Source organism: Mesorhizobium sp. ISC25, from assembly GCF_042295465.1.
Taxonomy (GTDB): Bacteria; Pseudomonadota; Alphaproteobacteria; order Rhizobiales; family Rhizobiaceae; genus Mesorhizobium.
Map to the genome: position 1 here is coordinate 1,775,926 of NZ_CP135441.1, position 20,424 is coordinate 1,796,349.

Genomic DNA, 20,424 nt, shown 5'->3' on the forward strand with positions numbered 1-20,424 from the left:
GGACGCAGTGCGGCGTCACCGCCACGGCAATGTCCCTAAAACCGGTCCAAATGCAATTGGTTGCATCGCAACACTTGGCCGAATGTTTGTTTCCGCACCACGACAAGGTGTCGTCTTTCGACAACGTCCAGGCGAGCGCTCCGAGCATCGTTTCGGCCTCTGATCGGCGGAAGATTCAGGCTTTTTCGTGATGCAGCGACCAGCTTACGCGATATTTGGCCGGCATCGCGATCATGTTTGGAAACAGGCGTTAATCGTTGCCGGCAATGAGGTCGATGCGGATCACGAACAGCATCGCCGGCCGGACGGGATCCAGGTGCAGTTCAGGTGCTTGCGGCCCGAGCAACAGCGCATCGAGCGGCCTAAGTTGCATGGGCGCTGCGCCGGCCACCCCGAGCTCGCCGTAGACGCACAGGATGAGCGTTGCGTCGGCTTTGGCCCGGATTTCCGTCGGAGCCGAAATCAGCAGGCGCTCGACCGCGTGGGCCGCCCGGGCGCGGCGGGTCATGACGTTGAGGTCGGTGATGGGACCGGCGATCAGCGTGGCTTGCGTCGGCACGTCGGCTGGAAAGGCAAGCGGTGCGGAAGCGTTGGTGATTTCGACCGGCAGCCGGCCGGCGATGTCGAGGACCATGCCCGCGCCTTCCAGCAAGGCCAAAGTCCGGTCGACGCCGGGAAACCCGGAAAACGGGCCGCCGCCCTCGACCAGCGCCATCGAGACGCGCCAGTCGAAATCGTCGAGCCCAGCGCCTGGCGGCGAGACGGCGATCTCCGTCGTCACCCCGCCGCCATTCTTCCATGGCATCGACCGGTATTCCAAGGCCCGAAGAATGCGCAAGGTACGGCTCAGCCCAAAATGCCGGGCAGGTTGAGCTGGTTCTCCCTGGCGCACTCGATCGCGATGTCGTAGCCGGCATCGGCGTGGCGCATGACGCCGGTCGCCGGATCGTTCCACAATACCCGCTCCAGGCGCTTCGCCGCCTCGGGCGTACCGTCGGCGACGATGACCATGCCGGCATGCTGGGAAAAGCCCATGCCGACGCCGCCGCCATGGTGCAGCGACACCCAGGTGGCGCCGGACGCGGTGTTGAGCAGCGCATTGAGCAGCGGCCAGTCGGATACCGCATCCGAGCCGTCCTTCATCGCTTCCGTCTCGCGGTTCGGCGAGGCGACCGAGCCGGAGTCGAGATGGTCGCGGCCGATGACGACCGGTGCCTTCAGTTCGCCCCTGGCGACCATCTCGTTGAAGGCGAGGCCGAGCCGGTGGCGGTCGCCTAGCCCAACCCAGCAGATGCGCGCCGGCAGGCCCTGGAAGGCAATGCGCTCGCGCGCCATGTCGAGCCAATTGTGCAGATGGGTGTTACCGGGCGTGAGTTCGCGCACCTTGGCGTCGGTCCTGTAGATGTCCTCGGGATCGCCGGAAAGTGCCGCCCAGCGGAACGGCCCGATGCCGCGGCAAAACAGCGGACGGATATAGGCCGGCACGAAACCCGGGAAGGCAAAGGCATTCTCGAAGCCCTCCTCCTTTGCCACCTGGCGGATGTTGTTGCCGTAATCGAGCGTCGGCACGCCGGCGTTCCAGAACGCCACCATCGCCTCGACATGCTCGCGCATTGACGCGCGGGCAGCCTTTTCCACCGCCTTCGGGTCGCTGGTGCGCTTCTCGCGCCACTCGGCCAGCGACCAGCCCTTGGGCAGATAGCCGTTGAGCGGGTCATGCGCCGAGGTCTGGTCGGTGACGATGTCGGGGCGCACGCCGCGCCGCACCAGTTCCGGCACGATGTCGGCAGTGTTGCCGACCAGGCCGACCGATTTCGCCTCACCGGCTTTGGTCCAGCGCTCGATCTTCTCCAGAGCCTCGTCGAGCGTGTCGGCGCGCTCGTCGACATAGCGGGTGCGCAGCCGGAAATCGATGCGGTCAGGATCGCATTCGACGGCCAGGCAGCAGGCGCCGGCCATGACCGCGGCCAGCGGCTGGGCACCGCCCATGCCGCCGAGGCCGCCGGTCAGGATCCATTTGCCCCTGAGATTGCCGCCATAGTGCTGGCGGCCGGCCTCGACGAACGTCTCGTAGGTGCCCTGCACGATGCCTTGCGTGCCGATGTAGATCCATGAGCCGGCCGTCATCTGGCCGTACATCATCAGGCCCTTTCTATCGAGCTCGTTGAACTTCTCCCATGTCGCCCAGTGCGGCACGAGGTTCGAATTGGCGATCAGCACACGCGGCGCATCGGCATGGGTGCGGAACACGCCGACCGGCTTGCCGGATTGCACCAGCAGCGTCTCGTCGTCGCCGAGTGTCTTCAGCGAGGCAACGATGCGATCGAAATCGTTCCAGGTGCGCGCCGCCCGGCCGATACCGCCATAGACAACCAGTTCGTTGGGATTTTCGGCAACGTCCGGGTCGAGATTGTTCATCAGCATGCGCAACGGCGCTTCCGTCAGCCAGGTGCGGGCGTTGAGCTCGCTGCCGCGCGGGCTGCGCACTTCACGGATGTTATGGCGAGGATCGGTCATGATTGTCCCTTTCGAATGAGGTGCGCCGCGCGTCAGCGTTCGGCCCAGACGATCGCGGTTTCCAGGATCTTCTTCAGCGTGACGCGGATCGGCGCCGCGAATTCGGCATCGTAAGGCACCGGCCAATTGCCGGGCATGCCCTTGCCTTCGGGCTCGCGCAGATAGCCGCGGTTGGAGAGTTCCATCTGCAGCGCGTGGACGCCGGCTTGCGGCTGGCCGAAATGGCGCGTGATCCAGCCGCCCTTGAAGCGGCCGTTGAGGACGAAGCTCTCGCCGGTTTCGGCGAGGATCTGGCCAACCGTCGCTTGCAGCGCCGGATCGGCGCTCTTGCCGTCATTGGTGCCGAGATTGAAGACCGGCAATTTGCCTTCGAACAGGCGCGGCAGCACCGAGCGGATCGAATGGCAGTCATAGAGGACGATCTTCCCATGCAAAGCGCGCAGCCTGTCGATCTCGGCCTGCAGAGCGGCATGATAGGGTACGAAGAATTTTTCGCGGCGTTCGTCGATCTCCGACGGTCCCGGCTCTTCGCCCGCACGGTAGAGCGGATCGCCGTCAAAGGTCTCGGTCGGGCAGAGCCCAGTCGTCGTCTGGCCGGGATAGAGCGAAACGCCGGACGGATCGCGGTTGACGTCGATGACGGTGCGCGAAATCGCCGTATGCACGACCGTCGCGCCGAGGTCTTCTGCGAAGTCATAAAGCTTGTCGATCCACCAGTCGGCGTCACAGCGGCCGAGCCAGGTCGAGATTAGCCGGCTGTCGAGGCCGGCGAGGTCGATGCCGGTGTGCGGGATCGAGACCAGCAGCGGTGCTGTGCCTTGGGTGACGGTGAGCCAGGTCATGAGAGGTCTCCGCGCGTTGGAGCTCTACGGCGCCCCCCTCTGCCCTGCCGGGCATCTCCCCCACGAGGGGGGAGATTGGCTGTCACACCGGTCTTCGCCAGTCTCCAACGTTGGAGGACTGAGCGAGGCGCCAAAGCTGCCAATCTCCCCCCTCGTGGGGGAGATGTCCGGCAGGACAGAGGGGGGCGCGAAGGATCGCGACTTTGCGATCGTCCCGGAGCACAGGCGTTGGGAATACCGACGAGGCCAAGCGGTGAACGGAATTCGCTTCTTTTTGCCGGCCATGTCGCATTTTGTTCTTGCTTTGTGCCAGCAGCTATGCTATTAATTTGGGCATGGTGCTGATTCGGCCCGACGACCCGCCCTCGAGGCGGGTTTTTTGTTTCTGACTTTGAAAGTTTCGGTGTTGCCGGGCTGAGGTTGGCGGGACAGCGCCCCCCTCTGTCCCGCCGGACATCTCCCCCTCTAGTGGGGAGATTGGCGGTCACGACTGCTTTCGCCAATCTCCAACGTTGCAGAAATGAACGCAGGGCCGAAGCTGCCAATCTCCGCCCTGGAGGGGGAGATGTCCGGCAGGACAGAGGGGGGCGCGACGGAACACGACCCATGCCGGCGTAATGCAGCGACGACGGCCTCACGACGTCACCCTCGGCAGCTTTACCGCGCTTGCCGCTTCCACCGCGGCGCCGCTGCGTACCATGGCGATGGCCTTCTCCATGTCGGGGTGGAAGTGCCGGTCATTGTCGAGATGCGGCACCTCTGTCCTGACCAGCCGGCGCACCGCCTCCAGTGCCGCACTCGAGGCCAGTGGCGCATGGAAATCGCAGCCTTGCGCGGCGGCCAGCAATTCGATGCCGATGACGGCCGTCGCATTCTCGACCATGCCGATCAGCCGGCGCGCGCCATGCGCCGCCATCGAGACGTGGTCTTCCTGGTTGGCCGAGGTCGGGATCGAATCGACGCTGGCCGGATAGGCTTTTTGCTTGTTTTCAGAAACCAGTGCTGCCGCCGTGACCTGAGGGATCATGAAACCGGAATTCAAACCCGGCTTGGGCGTGAGAAAGGCCGGCATGCCCGACAGCGCCGGATCGACCAGCATGGCGATGCGCCGTTCCGACAGCGAGCCGATCTCGCAGACGGCGAGCGCGATCATGTCGGCGGCGAACGCCACCGGCTCGGCGTGGAAATTGCCGCCCGAAAGTGCGGAGTCGTCCTCGGCAAAGATCAGCGGATTGTCGGTGACGCCGTTGGCCTCGGTGCCGAGCGTGTCGGCGGCCTTGCGGAGCACATCGAGTGCTGCGCCCATCACCTGCGGCTGGCAGCGCAGGCAATACGGATCCTGCACGCGCTCGTCGCCGACGCGGTGCGATTCACGGATGGCACTGCCGGCCATCAAATTGCGCAACGCCTCGGCCGTCTCGATCTGGCCGCGATGTTTCCTGAGCAAATGGATGCGTGGATCGAAGGGCGCGTCGGAGCCCTTGGCGGCATCGGTCGACAGCGCGCCGGCGACCAGTGCCGACTGGTAGAGCACTTCCGCCTCGAACAAAGCGGCAAGCGCATAGGCGGTCGAAAACTGCGTGCCGTTGAGCAGCGCCAGGCCTTCCTTGGCGCCCAATGTCACCGGCTCCAGGCCGTGCGAAACAAAGGCGACCTTGGCGGGAAAGCGACCATGCGGGGTAAAACATTCGCCGACGCCGATCATCACCGCGGTCATGTGCGACAGCGGCGCGAGGTCGCCGGAAGCTCCAACCGAGCCCTGCGCCGGCACCACGGGAATGACGTCGTTAGCCAGCATCGCTTCCAATAGTTCGATCGTCCGCGGCCGCACGCCGGAGGCGCCCTGGGCCAGGCTGGCCAGCTTCAGCGCCATCATCAGCCGGCAAATTGCCAGCGGCATCGGCTCGCCGACGCCGGCGGCATGGGACAGCACGATGTTTCGCTGCAGCGTCTCGAGGTCGGCGGCGGGGATGCGAACACTGGCCAGCTTGCCGAAGCCGGTGTTGATGCCATAGACCGGCTCGCCCTTGGCAACGATCCTGGCGACAGCCTCGGCGCTGGCCTTGATCTTCGGGCGGCATGCATCGTCGAGCCTCAGTGCGGCGCCGCGATAGATGGCGCGCCAATCGGCCAGCGCCGCATTGCCTGGCCTTAGCTTGAGTTCAGTCATTGTCCCCTCCAGATGCGGGCATGCAGCGGGTTGAAGCCCATGCGGTAGACGAGTTCGGCCGGGCGCTCGACGTTCCAGATCGCCAGATCGGCGGATTTTCCGGCCTCCAGCGTGCCGGTCTGTCCAAGCAGGCCGAGCGCGCGGGCGGCTTCGCGGGTAACGCCGGCAAGGCATTCATCGACGGTCAGGCCAAACAATGTCGCCGCCATGTTCATGGTCAGAAGCAGCGAGGTCAGCGGCGACGTGCCCGGATTATTGTCGGTAGCAACGGCCATCCTGACGCCATGCTGGCGAAACAGGGCGATCGGCGGCTTCTTGGTCTCGCGGATGAAGTAGTAGGCGCCGGGCAAGATGGTCGCCACGGTTCCGGCCTTCGCCATCGCCGCCGCACCCGCCTCGTCGGTATATTCGAGGTGGTCGGCCGATAACGCATCATAGCGCGCCGCAAGTTCGGCGCCATGCAGATTGGACAGCTGGTCCGCATGGAGCTTGACCGGCAGGCCCGCCGCCTTCGCCGCATCGAACACGCGTGCGATCTGCTCGGGCCAAAAGGCAATGCCTTCGCAAAAGCCGTCGACGGCATCGGCCAGGCCCTCGGCAGCGACGGCCGGCAAGATCCGCTTTGCAACAAGATCGATAAAGGCGTCCTTGTCACCTTTTGCTTCGGGCGGCAGCGCATGAGCGCCGAGGAAAGTGGTCCTGACCGTCACCGGCCGCTCACCGCCCAGCCGTCGCGCGGCGCGCAGCGACTTCTTCTCGTTTTCGAGGTCGAGACCGTAGCCGGATTTGATCTCGACGGTGGTGACGCCTTCGGCGATCAGCGCGTCGAGGCGCGGCAGCGACTGGGCGACCAGTTCGTCCTCGCTCGCGGCGCGCAATGCCGTGACCGAGGAAACGATGCCGCCGCCGGCCTTGGCAACCTCCTCATAGGTGGCGCCGGCCAGCCGCATCTCGAATTCATTGGCACGGTTGCCGGCATGGACCAGATGGGTGTGGCAGTCGATCAGGCCAGGCGTGATCCAGCGGCCTTCGCAGTCGGTCGCCTCCGCGCCCTCGCGGAGTGCTGCCGGCATGTCGGCTTCCGGCCCGGCATAGACGATCCGGCCGTTGCGCACGGCGACCGCACCGTGCTCGACGATGCCTAACCCGGGGCTGCTTTCGGCCATGGTCGCGAGGCGCGCATTGCGCCAGAGGCGAACCTCCCCTGCCCGGCTTTTGCTCTGTGCAGTCATCATCTTTTCCGTTTCAATCGGTGGCGATTATGTATATACATATCAAAAGGCACTGCAAGCGCTATCATCGCATGGCAGGCCCGGATTTGGAGAAAAACGTGACGGCAATCTTTGCGGAACAGGCGCTTCTGCCCGACGGCTGGCACAGCAATGTGCGGATCGTCATCTCCGACGGCAGGATCGCCACGGTCGAGGCGAATACCTCGCTCCTGCCTGGCGACGAGCGCCATGCCATCCTCTTGCCCGCCATGCCGAACCTGCACAGCCACGCCTTCCAGCGAGGCATGGCCGGCCTTGCCGAATTGCGCGGGCCTTCCGCCGACAGTTTCTGGAGCTGGCGCGAGGTGATGTACCGCTTCGCGCTGGCGATGACGCCGGACCAGGTCGAAGTGGTCGCGGCCCAGCTCTATGTCGAGATGCTGGAGGCCGGGTTCTCGCGCGTCGGCGAGTTTCACTATCTCCACCACGACCGTGACGGCCGGCCCTATGCCAACATCGCCGAGATGGCGGAGCGTATCATTGCTGCAGCCGCCGAAACAGGCATCGGGCTGACTTTGCTGCCCGTCTTCTACGCGCACTCCTCTTTCGGCGGCGCTGCGCCAAATGAAGGCCAGCGGCGGTTCATCAACGATGTGAACCAGTTCTCGCGGCTTGTTGAGAAATGCCGCGAATCCCTTCGCACGCTGAATCAAGGCGTCGTCGGCATCGCCCCGCACAGCCTGCGCGCCGTAACGCAGGAGGAACTGGAAAACATCACGGTGATGGCGCCGGAGGGGCCGATCCACATCCACATCGCCGAGCAGATGAAGGAGGTTGAGGACTGCCTTGCCTGGTTCGGGGCGCGGCCGGTCGAATGGCTGCTTGCCAATGCCAAGGTCGACCAGCGCTGGTGCCTGATCCACGCCACCCACATGACCGACACCGAGACGGTGCAAATGGCGAAAAGCGGCGCCGTTGCCGGCCTCTGCCCGATCACTGAGGCCAATCTCGGCGACGGCACCTTTGCCGCGCCCCTGTTCATGCAGCATGGCGGCCGCTTCGGCATCGGCTCGGATTCAAACGTACTGATCGGCCTGCCGGACGAGTTGCGGCAACTCGAATATTCACAGCGCCTCGCTCACCGCGCCCGCAACGTGTTGGCGGTGGCCGGCGGCTCGACCGGCCGTGCTTTGTTCGATGCAGCGCTCGATGGTGGCAGTGCCGCGCTGGGCGCCGGCCCCTCGCGGATCGCCGCGGGTGCCTCGGCCGATTTCGTCTCGCTCGACGGCAGGCATCCATCGCTGGCCGGCAAGACGGGCGATGCAATCCTTGACGCCTGGATTTTTGCCAACGGCACCAAGGTCGATTGCGTCTGGGTGCATGGCAAGAAACTGGTCAGCGACGGCCAGCATGCCAGGCGCGATGCTATTGCCGAGCGGTTCCGCAAGGTGATGACGGTGCTTTCGGCATGAGCATGATCGAGGCAATAAGCGCGGATCCTGGAAGCGCGGACGGCGGCGAGGCGCTTTCGCTGCACCAGCGCATCCTGTCGGACATCAGCGAACGGATCCTGTCCGGCGCCTGGGCGCCCGGCCACCGCATTCCGTTCGAGCATGAACTGACGGCCGAATACAGATGTTCGCGCATGACGGTGAACAAGGCGCTGTCGCAGCTAGCCAAGGCCGGGCTGATCGAGCGCCGGCGTCGTTCGGGCAGTTTTGTCCGCCGGCCGCAATCGCAGGCGGCCGTTCTCGAAATCCACGACATCCGGATCGAGGTCGAGGCGCTTGGCCTGCCTTACCGCTATGAGCGCGTGGCGCGAAACAGAAGACGCAGCAGCGCCGACGACCGCACCCTGCTGGAACTCGACGTCGCCGGGCCGGTGCTGGTGCTGGAATGCCGGCATTTCGCCGGCAAGCGGCCATTCGCCCACGAGCAGCGGCTGATCAACCTGGCTGCCGTGCCGGAGGCCGCCGAAGAGGCGTTTTTCGACACGGCGCCCGGTCCGTGGCTGATCGGCCGTGTGCCATGGAGTGCGGCGGAGCATCGCATCCGCGCGGTTGCAGCCGAAAGGCATATCGCGGCGGCGCTCGACATCGAGACGGGCGCGCCGTGCCTGGTGATCGAGCGGCGGACATGGAGCGCGGAGCACCCCGTCACCCATGTCCGGTTCACCTATGCGGCAGAGAACCACACGCTGGTGGCGCGGTTCACGCCGTCGCAGGGGTAAGCTCCTAACCCTCCCCTTGAGGGGAGGGTCGCGGAGCAAATTGCCGCATGGCGGCATTTTGTGAAGCGGGGTGGGGTCGGAGCTACCTCGCCGACCCCACCCCGTCTCGCAGTCTACGCTTCGCTTCGACTACTCGCCGACCCTCCCCTCGAGGGGGAGGGTTAGAGCCGCATTCTCAAATCGCCGCAGTAATAATAATTTCGACCAGATATTCCGGTCCGGCAAGTTTCGCTTCGCCGGTGGCGCGGGCCGGCGTGTGGCCTTGCGGTATCCACTTGTCCCACTCCGCGTTCATCTCGGCGAAGGTGCTCATGTCGGCCAGCCAGATGATCGCCTGCAGGATCTTGCTCTTGTCGGTGCCGGCCTTGGCCAGTAATTCGTCGATCGCCGCCAGAATGTCCCTTGTCTGGGCGCCGACGTTTCCGCCCGGCTTGCCGACCTGACCGGCCAGATAGACGGTGTTGCCGTGGATGACGATCTGGCTCATGCGCGGGCCCACATCGATGCGACGAATGCTCATTGGATATTCCTTCTCCTCTTGTCAGCTGCGCCTGTTTAGGGGCCGGGTTCGCCGGGAGCAAGGTCGCTCGAGCGGAACTTCTTGAGCCAAGCCAAAGCACACAACATGACGGCCCGGCCGCAATTCCGCCCGATTGGCTTGTTGACTAATGTAATAACATCACATATCGAATCCGCCCCTGTAGCACCGATCGTCGCCCCATGGATCGTCACATGAGCCAAACCTGCCTGACCTTCCGCGACCTGACGCTGGGCTACAACAGCCACCCGGCGATCCACCACCTCGATGGTACGATCCGCAAGGGATCGTTGACGGCGGTCGTCGGCGCCAACGGCTCCGGCAAGTCGACGCTGATGAAGGGCATCGTTGGCGTCCTGAAGCCGATGGCCGGCGCGGTGATCCGGGCGCCGGGCGTGCGTGCCGCCTATCTGCCGCAGCAATCGGAACTGGACCGCTCCTTTCCGGCCCGGGTCGTCGACCTGGTTTCGCTTGGCTTATGGCCGCGGCGCGGCATGCTCGGCCGCTATACAAGGGAAGATCGCGACTCGGTCAGCAAGGCGCTGATGGCCGTCGGCCTCGGCGGTTTCGAGAAGCGGCCGATCGACACGTTGTCGGGCGGCCAGCTGCAGCGCACGCTGTTTGCCCGCGTGCTGTTGCAGGATGCCGAGCTCATCCTGCTCGACGAGCCGTTCAACGCGGTCGACACGAAGACCGTCGGCGACCTGATCGCGCTGATCAAACGCTGGCATGGCGAGGAGCGCACCATCATGGTGGTCGTCCATGATCTCGATCTGGTGCGGCAGAATTTCCCCGAAACACTGCTGCTGGCGCGCCAGCCGGTCGCCTGGGGCGAGACCAGGGAGACGCTGCGGCCGGAGAATCTGTTGCGTGCGCGCCGCTTCCACGAAGCCTGGGAAGACAACGCGCCATGGTGTGAGCCCGGCGAGCATGATCACAGTGTGCACGAGCACGGCAGCCACGACCATCACCACGGCTCCGGGCCGAGGGCGGCATGATGGACGTGCTTTATGGTCTTTTCGTCGCTCCTTTCGCCGACTACGCCTTCATGCAGCGTGCGCTTGCCGGTTCGATGATGCTGTCGCTCGGCGCCTGCCCGGTCGGCGTGTTCCTGATGCTGCGGCGCATGAGCCTGTCCGGCGACGCCATGGCGCATGCCATCCTGCCCGGTGCTGCCGCCGGCTTCCTGTTTTATGGCCTGGAGATCCTGCCGATGACGATCGGCGGACTGATCGCCGGCATCATCGTGGCGCTCGGTGCCGGCGCCGTCTCGCGCTTCACCATCCAGCGCGAGGACGCCTCGATGGCGGCCTTCTATCTGATTTCGCTGGCCATTGGCGTGCTTATGGTGTCGATCCGCGGCTCCAGCGTCGATCTCATGCATGTGCTGTTCGGCACCGTGCTGGCGCTCAACAACGAGGCGCTGACGCTGATCGGCGGCATCGTCGTGGTGACGCTGGCCAGCCTCGCCATCTTCTGGCGGGCGCTGGTCGCCGAATGCCTCGACCCTTTGTTCCTGCGCTCGGTCAGCCGGATGGGCAGCCCGGTGCATTTCATCTTCCTCGGCCTCGTCGTGCTCAACCTCGTCGGCGGCTTCCAGGCGCTCGGCACCTTGCTGTCGGTCGGGCTGATGATGCTGCCGGCGGCGGCGGCGCGTTTCTGGACCTCGCGCGTCGAGCCGATGTGCGTGCTGGCGACAGTGATCGGCTTTGCCTCCTGCATAGCCGGGCTGCTGTTGTCCTACCATGCGTCGCTGCCCTCCGGCCCGGCCATCATCCTGTCCGCCGGTGTCGTCTATTTCGCCTCGATCCTGTTCGGCACGCGCGGCATCCTGCGCGCCCGCATCGTTCATCACCGCCATAGAACCGCCTGATCCCAACAAAGGAGACCCGTCAATGCTGAAATCGATCCGCGCCGCTTTGGCCGTGAGCGTTATAACATTAATGGCCCTTGGCGCGTCGTCGGCTTTTGCTGAGCCGTTGAAAGTGGTCGCCAGCTTCACCATCATCGGCGATTTCGCCAAAAATGTCGGCGGCGACCGCATCGATCTGACCACCATCGTCGGGCCGGACGGCGACGCCCACGTCTACGAGCCGAGCCCCGCCGATGCGGTGGCGATGGCCAAGGCCGACATCGTGCTGGTCAACGGCCTGCATTTCGAAGGTTTTCTGCAGCGCCTGGTCGACGCCAGCGCCACCAAGGCTTCGATTGCCGTGCTGACCAAGGGGGTCACGCCGATCAATTTCAAACCCGAATTCGCCGAGGCCGATGCCGCCGAAGGCGCGGAAACCGATGGCGGCAAGACGGTCACCGATCCGCATGCCTTCCAGTCGATCGCCAATGCCAAGATCTATGTGAAGAACATCGCCGACGCGTTCTGCACGGCCGACGCTGCGGGTTGCGACAGCTACAAGGCCAATGCAGCCGCCTATACGCAAAAGCTCGATGCGCTCGAGGGCGAAGTGCAGGCGGCGATCCAGTCGATCCCGCAAGAGAAGCGCGTCGTCATTACCTCGCACGACGCCTTCGGCTATTTCGAGAAGGCCTACGGCTTGACGTTCCTGGCCCCGGAAGGCGTGTCGACCGAGTCGGAGCCCTCCGCTGCCGATGTGGCCAAGCTGGTCAGCCAGGTGAAGCAGGACAAGGCGGCGGCGATCTTCGTCGAGAACATCACCAACCCGCGGCTGATCGAGCAGATCGCCAGCGAGACCGGCATCAAGGTGGGCGGCACACTCTATTCCGATGCGCTGTCGCAGCCCGACGGCCCGGCCGCGACCTATATCGACCTGATGCACAACAACATCGCCCAGATCAAAGGCGCGATCCTCGGCAGCTGAGCCGACCGATCCGGTTCATCCAGCCGGGCTTGCGCATGATGCGTCCTGGCGACAGACGGCGTTAGCCCGGCTGGATTTCTGGCATCGAAATCTCTATCTGCGTGGATGGATTTCTTTTCCGCGCGGATTGCCGACCGGGTCAGGGAGTGGCAAGACTGCCGCTAACCAGATTGCGAGGACCCCAGCCATGGAATACCGTCAGATCAGCGAGGACTATTCGGTCTCGGGCCAGATCCAGCCCGAGGATGTCGCGACCATCAAGGCCGCCGGCTTCAAGAGCGTGATCTGCAACCGGCCGGACGACGAGCAGCCCGGCCAGCCATCAGCCGACACCGTCAAGGCGGCGGTCGAGGGCGCCGGGCTCGCCTTCCGCTACATCCCGGTCATCAGCGGCCAGATCACGGCCGAGAATGTCGATGACCAGGCCGAGGCGCTCGACGAACTCGAAGGCCCGGTCTTCGCCTATTGCCGTTCCGGTGCCCGCTGCACCAATCTGTATGGGCTGATCCAGCAGCAGAAGGGGTGACTGGCTAGCCGCCGCGATCCTTCGCACCCCCCTCTGTCCTGCCGGACATCTCCCCCGCAAGTGGGGAGATTGGATGCCGCGTTGGCTTTCGCCAATTTTCAATGTTGCGGAGTGGGGCACGAGGTCAGAGCTGCCGATCTCCCCCCTTGCGGGGGAGATGGCCGGCAGGCCAGAGGGGGGTGCTGTCCCTCCGACATATCGCGCTCAATTCACCCAGCCTAAATCGGCAGCGCGCCGGTTTCCTTTAGCGTCTCCAGCACGATCGCCGTCTTCACATGCTGTACGGATTCGTGCGGCAGCAGCACGCCGTTGACGAACTCCGACAATGATTTGAGATCGGGCGTCACCACCTTCAATATGTAGTCCATCTCGCCGGTCAGCGCGTGCGCTTCCTGCACTTGCGGCAGCCGCGCCACTAACTCGCCGAAACGCCGCGCATTGTCGCGGTTGTGGGTGGCGAGCGTCACCGAAATGACGTTGACCAGGGAAAAGCCGAGCTTGTCGCGGTCGAGCACCGCCCGGTAGCCCTTGATATAACCGTCCTCCTCGAGCCGCTGGCGACGGCGCGAGCATTGCGACGCTGACAGGTTCACCCGTTCCGACAAATCGTTGTTGGTCAGCCGTGCATCGCCCTGCAGCAGAGCCATTATCTTGCGGTCAAACTGGTCGATGCGCGCCTCATCCATGAATTTCGGCTCCGCAATGCACAACTCGCGCATGACCAGACCATTTCAAGCGTTCGAATGCAAGCAATTTGCACTCGCTCCGCGCTATAATTGCGCTCAGATATGGCCGACGCGGCCAATGCCAGATTTCGGGCCAGATTTCGGAGCAATGCCATGGGTCCCTTCCCGCACGACGCACCGCCCGCCAAGATCAGCAAAACCAATCCCGCCGGTACCGACGGCTTCGAATTCGTCGAATTCGCGCATGCCGAGCCGGAAAAGCTCGCCGAGCTGTTCACCCGCATGGGTTATGTGCCGGTGGCCAAGCACCGCAGCAAGGACATCACCGTCTGGCGGCAGGGCGACATCAATTATGTCGTCAATGCCGAGCCCGGCTCGCATGCCATGAAATTCGTCGACAAGCACGGTCCTTGCGCCGCCTCTATGGCGTGGCGGGTGGTCGATGCAAGGCATGCCTTCGATCACGCCGTGGCCAAGGGCGCGACGCCCTATGAAGGCAACGACAAGACGCTCGACGTGCCGGCGATCGTCGGTATCGGCGGATCGCTGCTCTATTTCATCGAAACTTACGGCGAGAAGGGGTCGGCTTATGACGCCGAGTTCGACTGGCTGGGCGAGCGCGATCCCAAGCCTGAAGGCGTCGGCTTTTATTATCTCGACCACCTGACCCACAATGTCTATCGCGGCCAGATGGACAAATGGTGGGATTTTTACCGCGACCTGTTCGGCTTCAAGCAGATCCATTTCTTCGACATCGACGGCAAGATCACCGGCCTGGTCAGCCGCGCCATCACCTCGCCCTGCGGCAAGATCCGCATCCCGCTGAACGAGTCCAAGGACGAGACCAGCCAGATCGCCGAATATCTGAAAAAGTATAATGGCGAGGGCATCCAGCACATCGCGGTCGGCACCGACGACATCTACGGCGCCACCGACAGGCTGGCCGCCAACGGCCTGAAGTTCATGCCGGGACCGCCCGAGACCTATTACGACATGTCCTTTGCCCGCGTGAACGGCCATGAAGAGCCGATCGAGCGCATGAAAAAGCACGGCATCCTGATCGACGGCGAAGGTGTGGTCGACGGCGGCACGACCAAGATCCTGCTGCAGATTTTTTCAAAGACCGTGATCGGGCCGATCTTCTTCGAGTTCATCCAGAGGAAGGGCGACGAGGGCTTTGGCGAGGGCAATTTCCGCGCCTTGTTCGAGTCGATTGAGCAGGACCAGATCAAGCGCGGCGTGCTGAAGGTGGACGGCAAGGCAGCGTAGCCAGTTCGGCCGAGGTGGCTTGTGGTTTGATCAGTTATGACCTAAATTCTGGTCATAAAGGATCCAGTCATGAATGTTTCCATTGCCGAAGCCAAGGCCAAATTGTCGGAACTCGTCAGCCGCGCGGAAGCCGGCGAGGAGATCGTGCTCACACGCCACGGCAAGGTGGCGGCGCGTATCGTACCTCCGGCAGTGGCCGAACCCCTGCCGCGTATCGGCGCATTGAAGGGCAAGATCTGGATTGCGGACGATTTTGATGAACTCGGTCCCGAGTGGGATGAGTACGTGAAATGACTGTCGGTCCGTTTCTCGCCGACACACACATCATCCTCTGGTCGATTTCGGACGATCGACGTCTCACCGAGCACCACCGCGCTATTCTGGCGTCGGAAGCGGTGGTGTTCGCGAGCGCGGCAAGCGTCTGGGAAATTGCCATCAAACGTTCGATCAGAAAACTCGATGCGCCGGACGACCTGCCGACGCTGCTTCCAAGGATGCAATTTCAGCCGCTCGCCGTAACCTTCCAGCACGCAAACGCCGTCGGCAGCCTACCCCGCCACCATGGTGATCCGTTCGACAGACTTCTGATTGCGCAGGCGCAAATGGAGAATCTCACCATCCTTACATCCGACCCGCATTTCGCCAGTTACGATGTGGCTTTGGCATGATTAGTCAAGCAGTTGATCTCGCAGTCCCAGCCGCTCGACTTCGGCTTTCCTCAACTTCACATCGTAATCGAGGAAGAACTCGTCGAGTTGCGGCGGTTTCACCGAGGTGCCGGACAGCATCGCGTGCACCTGGCCGCGATGATGGATGTCGTGGATGAAGAGATGGGCGAGCAGGTCGCCGATCCGTTCCGGTATCATGCCGTCCTCGCGCCGGTCGGTGACGACGCGGCGCTCGAGATCCTCCTCCGACAGGCAATCACAAAAGGCAATCAGCCGCCGGTCGGCCTCCGTCCGCTTGCCAAAGAGCGCGTCCGCTTCGTCGAAGAGCAAGAACTCATCATAGGCCGCGGCGCCGACGCCGCCCTCTTCGAGAAAATCGAGATAGAGATAATCGACCGCCAGGATGTGATTGAGCGTTCCCTTGATCGAGGGAAAGAAGCTGGTTCGCTCGGCTTCGAATTCACCAGGCTGAAGCTGCAGCACGGCACGATAGAGCCGGTCGTTGGACCACAGATTGTTAGCTGCCATGCGGCGGAAATGGTTCAGCAGGTCCATGACTTCACGGCGCGACTCGGAACAGCGACACACCCGCCGATAGAAGCGCAAACCCAGCCAAAACAATCAGCAGCAGCCCGATCATGCGCCGCCGCATGGCTTGCGTTTCCTGGTCTCCAGCGACGTTCGTGTTGGTGACGGTGTGAAACATCATCGCCTTGCGCGGAAAGCCGCTGCGGTTGGTCAGGCCGGGCGAGCGCGCCTCGATGCGATAGCTCAGGCGGATCGCCAGGATGAAGATCGCCAGCATGGCAAGTGCCCAGACACCGCACAGCAGATAGAATGTCTCGCCCGTCATTCTCTTGCCCCCTCGTATTTCTCGACCTTCTGCTCGATGGCGCCGAAGATCGAATGCCCGCCCCTGTCCTTCATCTCGATGCGCACGGTATCGCCAAAACGCAGGAACGGCGTCTCCGGTTCGCCAGCCTCGATAGTCTCGATCATACGCAACTCGGCGATGCAGGAATAGCCGGCGCCGCCCGCCGAAACGGGCTTGCCCGGCCCGCCATCGAGCTTGTTGGAGACGGTACCCGAACCGACAATGGTGCCGGCAGCCAGCGGCCGCGTTTTTGCGGCATGAACAATCAGCGCCGGAAAGTCGAAGGTCATGTCGATGCCGGCGTTCGCTCGGCCGAACGGCTTGCCGTTGAGATCGACCAGCAGCGGCAGGCTGACCTTGCCGCCGTCCCAGGCATCGCCCAGTTCGTCCGGCGTCACTGCAACCGGCGAAAAGGCCGATGATGGTTTCGACTGGTAGAAGCCGAACCCCTTGGCGAGCTCAGGCCCGGTCAGGCCACGCAGCGTCACGTCGTTGACCAGCATGACCAGCCGGATCGCTGCCCGCGCCTCATCGAGGCCAGCACCCATCGGCACGTCGTCGACAACAACGGCAACCTCGCCTTCCATGTCGATGCCAAGGGTCTCGTCGATCGTGCGGATTGGGTCGCGCGGTGCGAGGAAAGCGTCCGAGCCGCCCTGGTAGATCAGCGGATCGGTCCAGAAGCTTGCCGGCATCTCGGCGCCGCGCGCTTTCCGCACCAGCTCGACATGGTTCACATAGGCCGAGCCGTCGGCCCATTGGTAGGCGCGGGGCAGCGGCGAAAGAGCGTCATGCTCGTGAAAGCGGGCCGACGGCACTGCATTATTCTCTAGAGATTCGGCCATCGCAGCGAGATGGGGCGTGATCCGATGCCAGTCGTCGAGCGCGGCCTGCAGCGTCCGCACCAGGAACGAAGCATCGGTAAATCGCGTCAGGTCACGCGAGACGACGACGAGCTTTCCATCGCGCGTCCCGTCCTTCAAGGTGGCAAGCTTCATGCGGTTTCCTCTCCTGGCGCAGCTTTGGTGCTGCTTTGATTTTTTGTTCTACGCCTGACCTCAACCGAAAACCGGTTTCCACTTTTCGGCGTCATGCTCCAGCCCCACAACAAGGCCGTCGCGGGCGATCGTCAAGTCGCCGGCCCATGTTTTCCTGACGGCGGCAATCCAGTCGGCCTCGCCGATCTCGGGATCGTCGGCCGGGATGAGGTGGTTGAGGAGCAGTCTTTTGACGCCTGCACCGCTGGCGATGCGGCCCGCCTCTTCGGCAAAGCTGTGGCTGGCAAGCAGGTGTTCCCTCAGCCTTGCCCCGTTGCCGGTCTTCGCGACCAGCCGCTCTATACCCTCTGCCAGCATGGCCTCGTGGACCAGTATGTCGGCGCCTTGGGCGAAATCCGCCAATGGCGGAAAGAACGCCGTATCCGACGAAAAGACGACGCCTTGCCCCGCATGATCGAAGCGCAGCGCAAAGCAGTCCGTCACCGGCGGGTGGTCGACGCGCAAGGCCGATATTTTGAGACCGCGCTCTTCCGCCACCTGGCCTTCACCAAATTCGACGATCGAAACCAAGTCGCGGAGATCCGGCCGGCCTTCATCGGCGATGCGGATCTCGATGTCGAACTCGATCGCCTGGCAGAAGTGCTGCCAATAGTAGCCGATGCCAGGCGGGCCGAACACGCTGACCTTTGTTCCCAGGCCGGCCGTCCACGCGGTGTGGATGAGAGGTCCGAGTTCCAGGACATGGTCGGAGTGCAAATGCGTGATGAAGATCAGGTCGATCGCCTTCAGACTGACGCCGGCATCGGTCAGCCCGCGCGTTACGCCGAGCCCGCAATCGACGACGATGGTGCGGCCGCCAATCTCCAGCAGCGACGAACTCGGCCACGGCCCGCCCGGCCTGAGCGCCGGACCACCCTTCGAGCCAAGAAGCACCAGACGATCCGTCATGCGACGGCGCTCAAGACCAGTCGCCCTCGGGCGTGCCGTTGAAGCGTTTCTTCAGATCGGCCCAGCAGTCGATATAATTGTCCTGCCGGGTTTCGAGTTCGGCGCCATAGCGGGTCACCATCTGCGGAAAGCGTGTCTCGAACATGAAGGCCATGGTGTTGTCGAGCTTGACCGGTTTCAGCTCCGCGCGCGAGGCTTTTTCGAAGCCAGACGCATCGGGTCCGTGAGCCAGCATCATGTTGTGCAGGCTGATGCCGCCGGGCACGAAGCCCTCTTCCTTGGCATCGTACTGGCCGTGGATCAGGCCCATGAACTCGCTCATGATGTTGCGATGATACCAGGGCGGGCGGAACGTATCTTCGGCAACCAGCCAGCGCGGCGGGAAGATGACGAAATCGATATTGGCGGTGCCTTCCTCGCCGCTCGGCGCGGTCAGCACGGTGAAGATCGACGGATCGGGGTGGTCGAACAGGATCGCACCGACCGGCGAAAAGGTCGCAAGATCATATTTGTAGGGCGAATAATTGCCGTGCCACGCCACCACATCCAGCGGCGAATGGTCGATCTCGGTGACATGGAACTGACCACACCATTTCGCGATCAGCCGGCACGGTGTCTCCTTGTCCTCGAACCAGGCACAGGGCGTCTTGAAGTCGCGCGGATTGGCCAGGCAATTGGCGCCGATCGGGCCACGATCCGGCAGCGTCAGCTTGGCGCCGTAATTCTCACAGACATAGCCTCGCACTTCGGCATCCACCAGTTCGACCTTGAACACCAGACCACGCGGCAGCACGGCGATCTCGCCCGGCCTGAGTTCGATGACGCCCATCTCGGTGACGAAGCGCAAGGCTCCAACCTGGGGCACGACCAGCAACTCGCCGTCGGCGTTGAAGAAATGATCGTCGACCATCGAGCGATTGGCAACATAGACATGTGCTGCCATGCCGCTCTGGCCGAGCACGTCGCCCGCGGTGGTGATCGAGCGCATGCCGGCAATGAAATCGGTCGGCTCCTTCGGCATCGGCACTGGGCTCCAGCGATACTGGCCGAGAGCGAGCTGGTGGTCGCCGACGTTCGGCGCGCTCTTCCATAGCGGATAATTCGCCGGTTTGAAGCGCCCGGTATGCCTGACGCTCGGCCTTATCCGATAAAGCCAGGAGCGCTCATTGGTGCCGCGCGGCGCGGTGAAAGGGGAGCCGGAAAGCTGCTCGGCATAGAGGCCATAGGCCGGCCGTTGCGGCGAGTTTCGGCCTTGCGGCAGCGAGCCAGGCAGAGTTTCGGTCTCGAAGTCGTTGCCGAAACCCGGCATGTAGGAATAGGCCATGGTATCCTCCCGAATTCATAGTCCCGGAGCATCGTCTACGCATTCCGAAAAGATGCTCCGAGTTGACCAAACTGGTTTCATTTGTAACCATTGAAAATGTAACCATCAATAGTGATTTCGGCATGGGGCGTTAGCCTGCTCAGTCAAGGCCAAAATGGAACCGGAAATCCTCGAACTCGAATCCTTCCTGCCTTACCGGCTCTATCGGCTTGCCGATGCAGTCAGCCGCGAATTCGCAAGGGTCTACAAGGACCGCCACGGCCTGACCCGGCCCGAGTGGCGCACGCTTGCGGGACTTGGACAGCACGGCACGATGACGGCGACGGCGCTCGGCGACCAATCGGCCATGCACAAGACCAAGGTTTCGCGAGCAGTGGCGGAGTTGGAAAGGCGGCGCTGGCTGACGCGCACACCCGATGAAAACGACCGCCGCGTCGAGCATCTGACACTCACCAAAGCCGGCCTTGCCGCCTATCGCGAGATGGTGCCGCTGGCAAAGGCTTTTGAGCGGGAGCTTCTGGCCAAGTTCAGCGATGGCGAACGTGCCGCGATAGCGGAAGGGCTGGCGGCGCTAGAGAGGTCGACAAAAGAGCTAAAAGCTGTTCCGTAGCGATCCTTCCCACCCCCCTCTGTCCTGCCGGACATCTCCCCCGCAAGGGGGGAGATCAGACATGGTGTCGACTTTCGCTAATTGCCAGCGTTGCAGACTGGGTGGTGCGGCCAGAACTGCCAATCTCCCTCCTTGCGGGGGAGATGGCCGGCAGGCCAGAGGGGGGTGCTGTCCTG

At 63.4% G+C, this 20,424-nt stretch carries 22 protein-coding genes; 10 read left to right on the forward strand and 12 right to left on the reverse strand.

The features are described 5' to 3' along the window. Positions 1-250 precede the first annotated feature (250 nt). The 5 genes from RQ479_RS09035 to hutI form a co-directional block, all read right to left on the reverse strand. Entirely contained in the window at positions 251-838 is a 588-nt protein-coding gene (locus tag RQ479_RS09035; protein ID WP_352465473.1) for a HutD family protein, read from the reverse strand. A gap of 8 nt (positions 839-846) precedes the next feature. After that, the gene (gene hutU, locus RQ479_RS09040) at positions 847-2,517 is read right to left on the reverse strand and encodes a urocanate hydratase (RefSeq protein WP_376704823.1); all 1,671 of its coding nucleotides are present in this window, start codon (positions 2,515-2,517) and stop codon (positions 847-849) included. A gap of 32 nt (positions 2,518-2,549) precedes the next feature. Further along, on the reverse strand, positions 2,550-3,359 hold the full coding sequence (gene hutG, locus RQ479_RS09045; RefSeq protein WP_376704824.1) for an N-formylglutamate deformylase: 810 nt from the start codon (positions 3,357-3,359) through the stop codon (positions 2,550-2,552). Between the two features lie 634 nt (positions 3,360-3,993). Then, positions 3,994-5,529, reverse strand: a complete 1,536-nt coding sequence (gene hutH / locus RQ479_RS09050) for a histidine ammonia-lyase (RefSeq protein WP_376704825.1) — start codon at positions 5,527-5,529, stop codon at positions 3,994-3,996. Further along, positions 5,526-6,761, reverse strand: coding sequence for an imidazolonepropionase (gene hutI / locus RQ479_RS09055; protein WP_376704826.1), 1,236 nt, complete (start codon positions 6,759-6,761; stop codon positions 5,526-5,528). Before hutI ends, hutH begins: the two co-directional genes overlap by 4 nt. 98 nt (positions 6,762-6,859) lie before the next feature. On the opposite strand from hutI, the gene RQ479_RS09060 reads away from it, so the two are divergent. Both RQ479_RS09060 and hutC read left to right on the forward strand, forming a co-directional pair. Next, the gene (locus RQ479_RS09060; protein WP_376704827.1) at positions 6,860-8,212 is read left to right on the forward strand and encodes a formimidoylglutamate deiminase; all 1,353 of its coding nucleotides are present in this window, start codon (positions 6,860-6,862) and stop codon (positions 8,210-8,212) included. After that, positions 8,209-8,970, forward strand: a complete 762-nt coding sequence (hutC, locus tag RQ479_RS09065; RefSeq protein WP_376704828.1) for a histidine utilization repressor — start codon at positions 8,209-8,211, stop codon at positions 8,968-8,970. Before RQ479_RS09060 ends, hutC begins: the two co-directional genes overlap by 4 nt. A 175-nt stretch (positions 8,971-9,145) precedes the next feature. On the opposite strand, the gene RQ479_RS09070 is transcribed toward hutC, so the two are convergent. Next, on the reverse strand, positions 9,146-9,490 hold the full coding sequence (locus RQ479_RS09070; RefSeq protein ID WP_376704829.1) for a RidA family protein: 345 nt from the start codon (positions 9,488-9,490) through the stop codon (positions 9,146-9,148). A gap of 212 nt (positions 9,491-9,702) precedes the next feature. On the opposite strand from RQ479_RS09070, the gene aztA reads away from it, so the two are divergent. From aztA to RQ479_RS09090, 4 genes are all read left to right on the forward strand, one after another. Then, positions 9,703-10,506, forward strand: coding sequence for a zinc ABC transporter ATP-binding protein AztA (aztA, locus tag RQ479_RS09075; RefSeq protein WP_376704830.1), 804 nt, complete (start codon positions 9,703-9,705; stop codon positions 10,504-10,506). Next, entirely contained in the window at positions 10,506-11,381 is an 876-nt protein-coding gene (aztB, locus tag RQ479_RS09080) for a zinc ABC transporter permease AztB (RefSeq protein ID WP_254817491.1), read from the forward strand. Before aztA ends, aztB begins: the two co-directional genes overlap by 1 nt. A gap of 22 nt (positions 11,382-11,403) precedes the next feature. Continuing rightward, a complete protein-coding gene (gene aztC / locus RQ479_RS09085; RefSeq protein WP_376704831.1) occupies positions 11,404-12,345 on the forward strand; it encodes a zinc ABC transporter substrate-binding protein AztC in 942 nt (313 codons plus the stop codon). Between the two features lie 187 nt (positions 12,346-12,532). Beyond that, positions 12,533-12,871 carry a TIGR01244 family sulfur transferase gene (locus tag RQ479_RS09090; protein ID WP_292656312.1) on the forward strand — a complete coding sequence of 113 codons (339 nt, stop codon included), beginning with the start codon at positions 12,533-12,535 and terminating at the stop codon, positions 12,869-12,871. A 218-nt stretch (positions 12,872-13,089) separates the two neighbouring features. Here RQ479_RS09090 and RQ479_RS09095 read toward each other — a convergent pair whose 3' ends face one another. After that, positions 13,090-13,557 (reverse strand): Lrp/AsnC family transcriptional regulator, encoded by a 468-nt coding sequence (locus RQ479_RS09095; RefSeq protein WP_023674409.1) that lies wholly within the window; start codon positions 13,555-13,557, stop codon positions 13,090-13,092. A gap of 153 nt (positions 13,558-13,710) precedes the next feature. On the opposite strand from RQ479_RS09095, the gene hppD reads away from it, so the two are divergent. From hppD to RQ479_RS09110, 3 genes are all read left to right on the forward strand, one after another. Beyond that, positions 13,711-14,826, forward strand: coding sequence for a 4-hydroxyphenylpyruvate dioxygenase (hppD, locus tag RQ479_RS09100; RefSeq protein WP_376704832.1), 1,116 nt, complete (start codon positions 13,711-13,713; stop codon positions 14,824-14,826). A 69-nt stretch (positions 14,827-14,895) separates the two neighbouring features. Further along, entirely contained in the window at positions 14,896-15,120 is a 225-nt protein-coding gene (locus RQ479_RS09105; protein ID WP_023780515.1) for a type II toxin-antitoxin system Phd/YefM family antitoxin, read from the forward strand. Next, the gene (locus RQ479_RS09110; RefSeq protein ID WP_376704833.1) at positions 15,117-15,494 is read left to right on the forward strand and encodes a type II toxin-antitoxin system VapC family toxin; all 378 of its coding nucleotides are present in this window, start codon (positions 15,117-15,119) and stop codon (positions 15,492-15,494) included. Before RQ479_RS09105 ends, RQ479_RS09110 begins: the two co-directional genes overlap by 4 nt. On the opposite strand, the gene RQ479_RS09115 is transcribed toward RQ479_RS09110, so the two are convergent. The 5 genes from RQ479_RS09115 to hmgA are packed head-to-tail and all read right to left on the reverse strand — an operon-like array spanning position 15,495 to position 19,638. Next, on the reverse strand, positions 15,495-16,049 hold the full coding sequence (locus RQ479_RS09115) for a DinB family protein (RefSeq protein WP_376704834.1): 555 nt from the start codon (positions 16,047-16,049) through the stop codon (positions 15,495-15,497). A gap of 4 nt (positions 16,050-16,053) precedes the next feature. After that, positions 16,054-16,347: a hypothetical protein gene (locus RQ479_RS09120; protein WP_376704835.1), complete on the reverse strand. Its 294-nt coding sequence runs from the start codon at positions 16,345-16,347 to the stop codon at positions 16,054-16,056. Beyond that, on the reverse strand, positions 16,344-17,366 hold the full coding sequence (locus RQ479_RS09125) for a fumarylacetoacetate hydrolase family protein (protein ID WP_376704836.1): 1,023 nt from the start codon (positions 17,364-17,366) through the stop codon (positions 16,344-16,346). Before RQ479_RS09125 ends, RQ479_RS09120 begins: the two co-directional genes overlap by 4 nt. 60 nt (positions 17,367-17,426) lie before the next feature. Next, on the reverse strand, positions 17,427-18,314 hold the full coding sequence (locus tag RQ479_RS09130; RefSeq protein ID WP_376704837.1) for an MBL fold metallo-hydrolase: 888 nt from the start codon (positions 18,312-18,314) through the stop codon (positions 17,427-17,429). 10 nt (positions 18,315-18,324) lie between these two features. Further along, entirely contained in the window at positions 18,325-19,638 is a 1,314-nt protein-coding gene (gene hmgA / locus RQ479_RS09135; RefSeq protein ID WP_376704838.1) for a homogentisate 1,2-dioxygenase, read from the reverse strand. Positions 19,639-19,792: 154 nt separating this feature from the next. Here hmgA and RQ479_RS09140 point away from each other — a divergent pair, with 154 nt between their 5' ends. Continuing rightward, on the forward strand, positions 19,793-20,248 hold the full coding sequence (locus tag RQ479_RS09140; RefSeq protein WP_376704839.1) for a MarR family winged helix-turn-helix transcriptional regulator: 456 nt from the start codon (positions 19,793-19,795) through the stop codon (positions 20,246-20,248). The last annotated feature ends 176 nt before the right edge of the window (positions 20,249-20,424 follow it).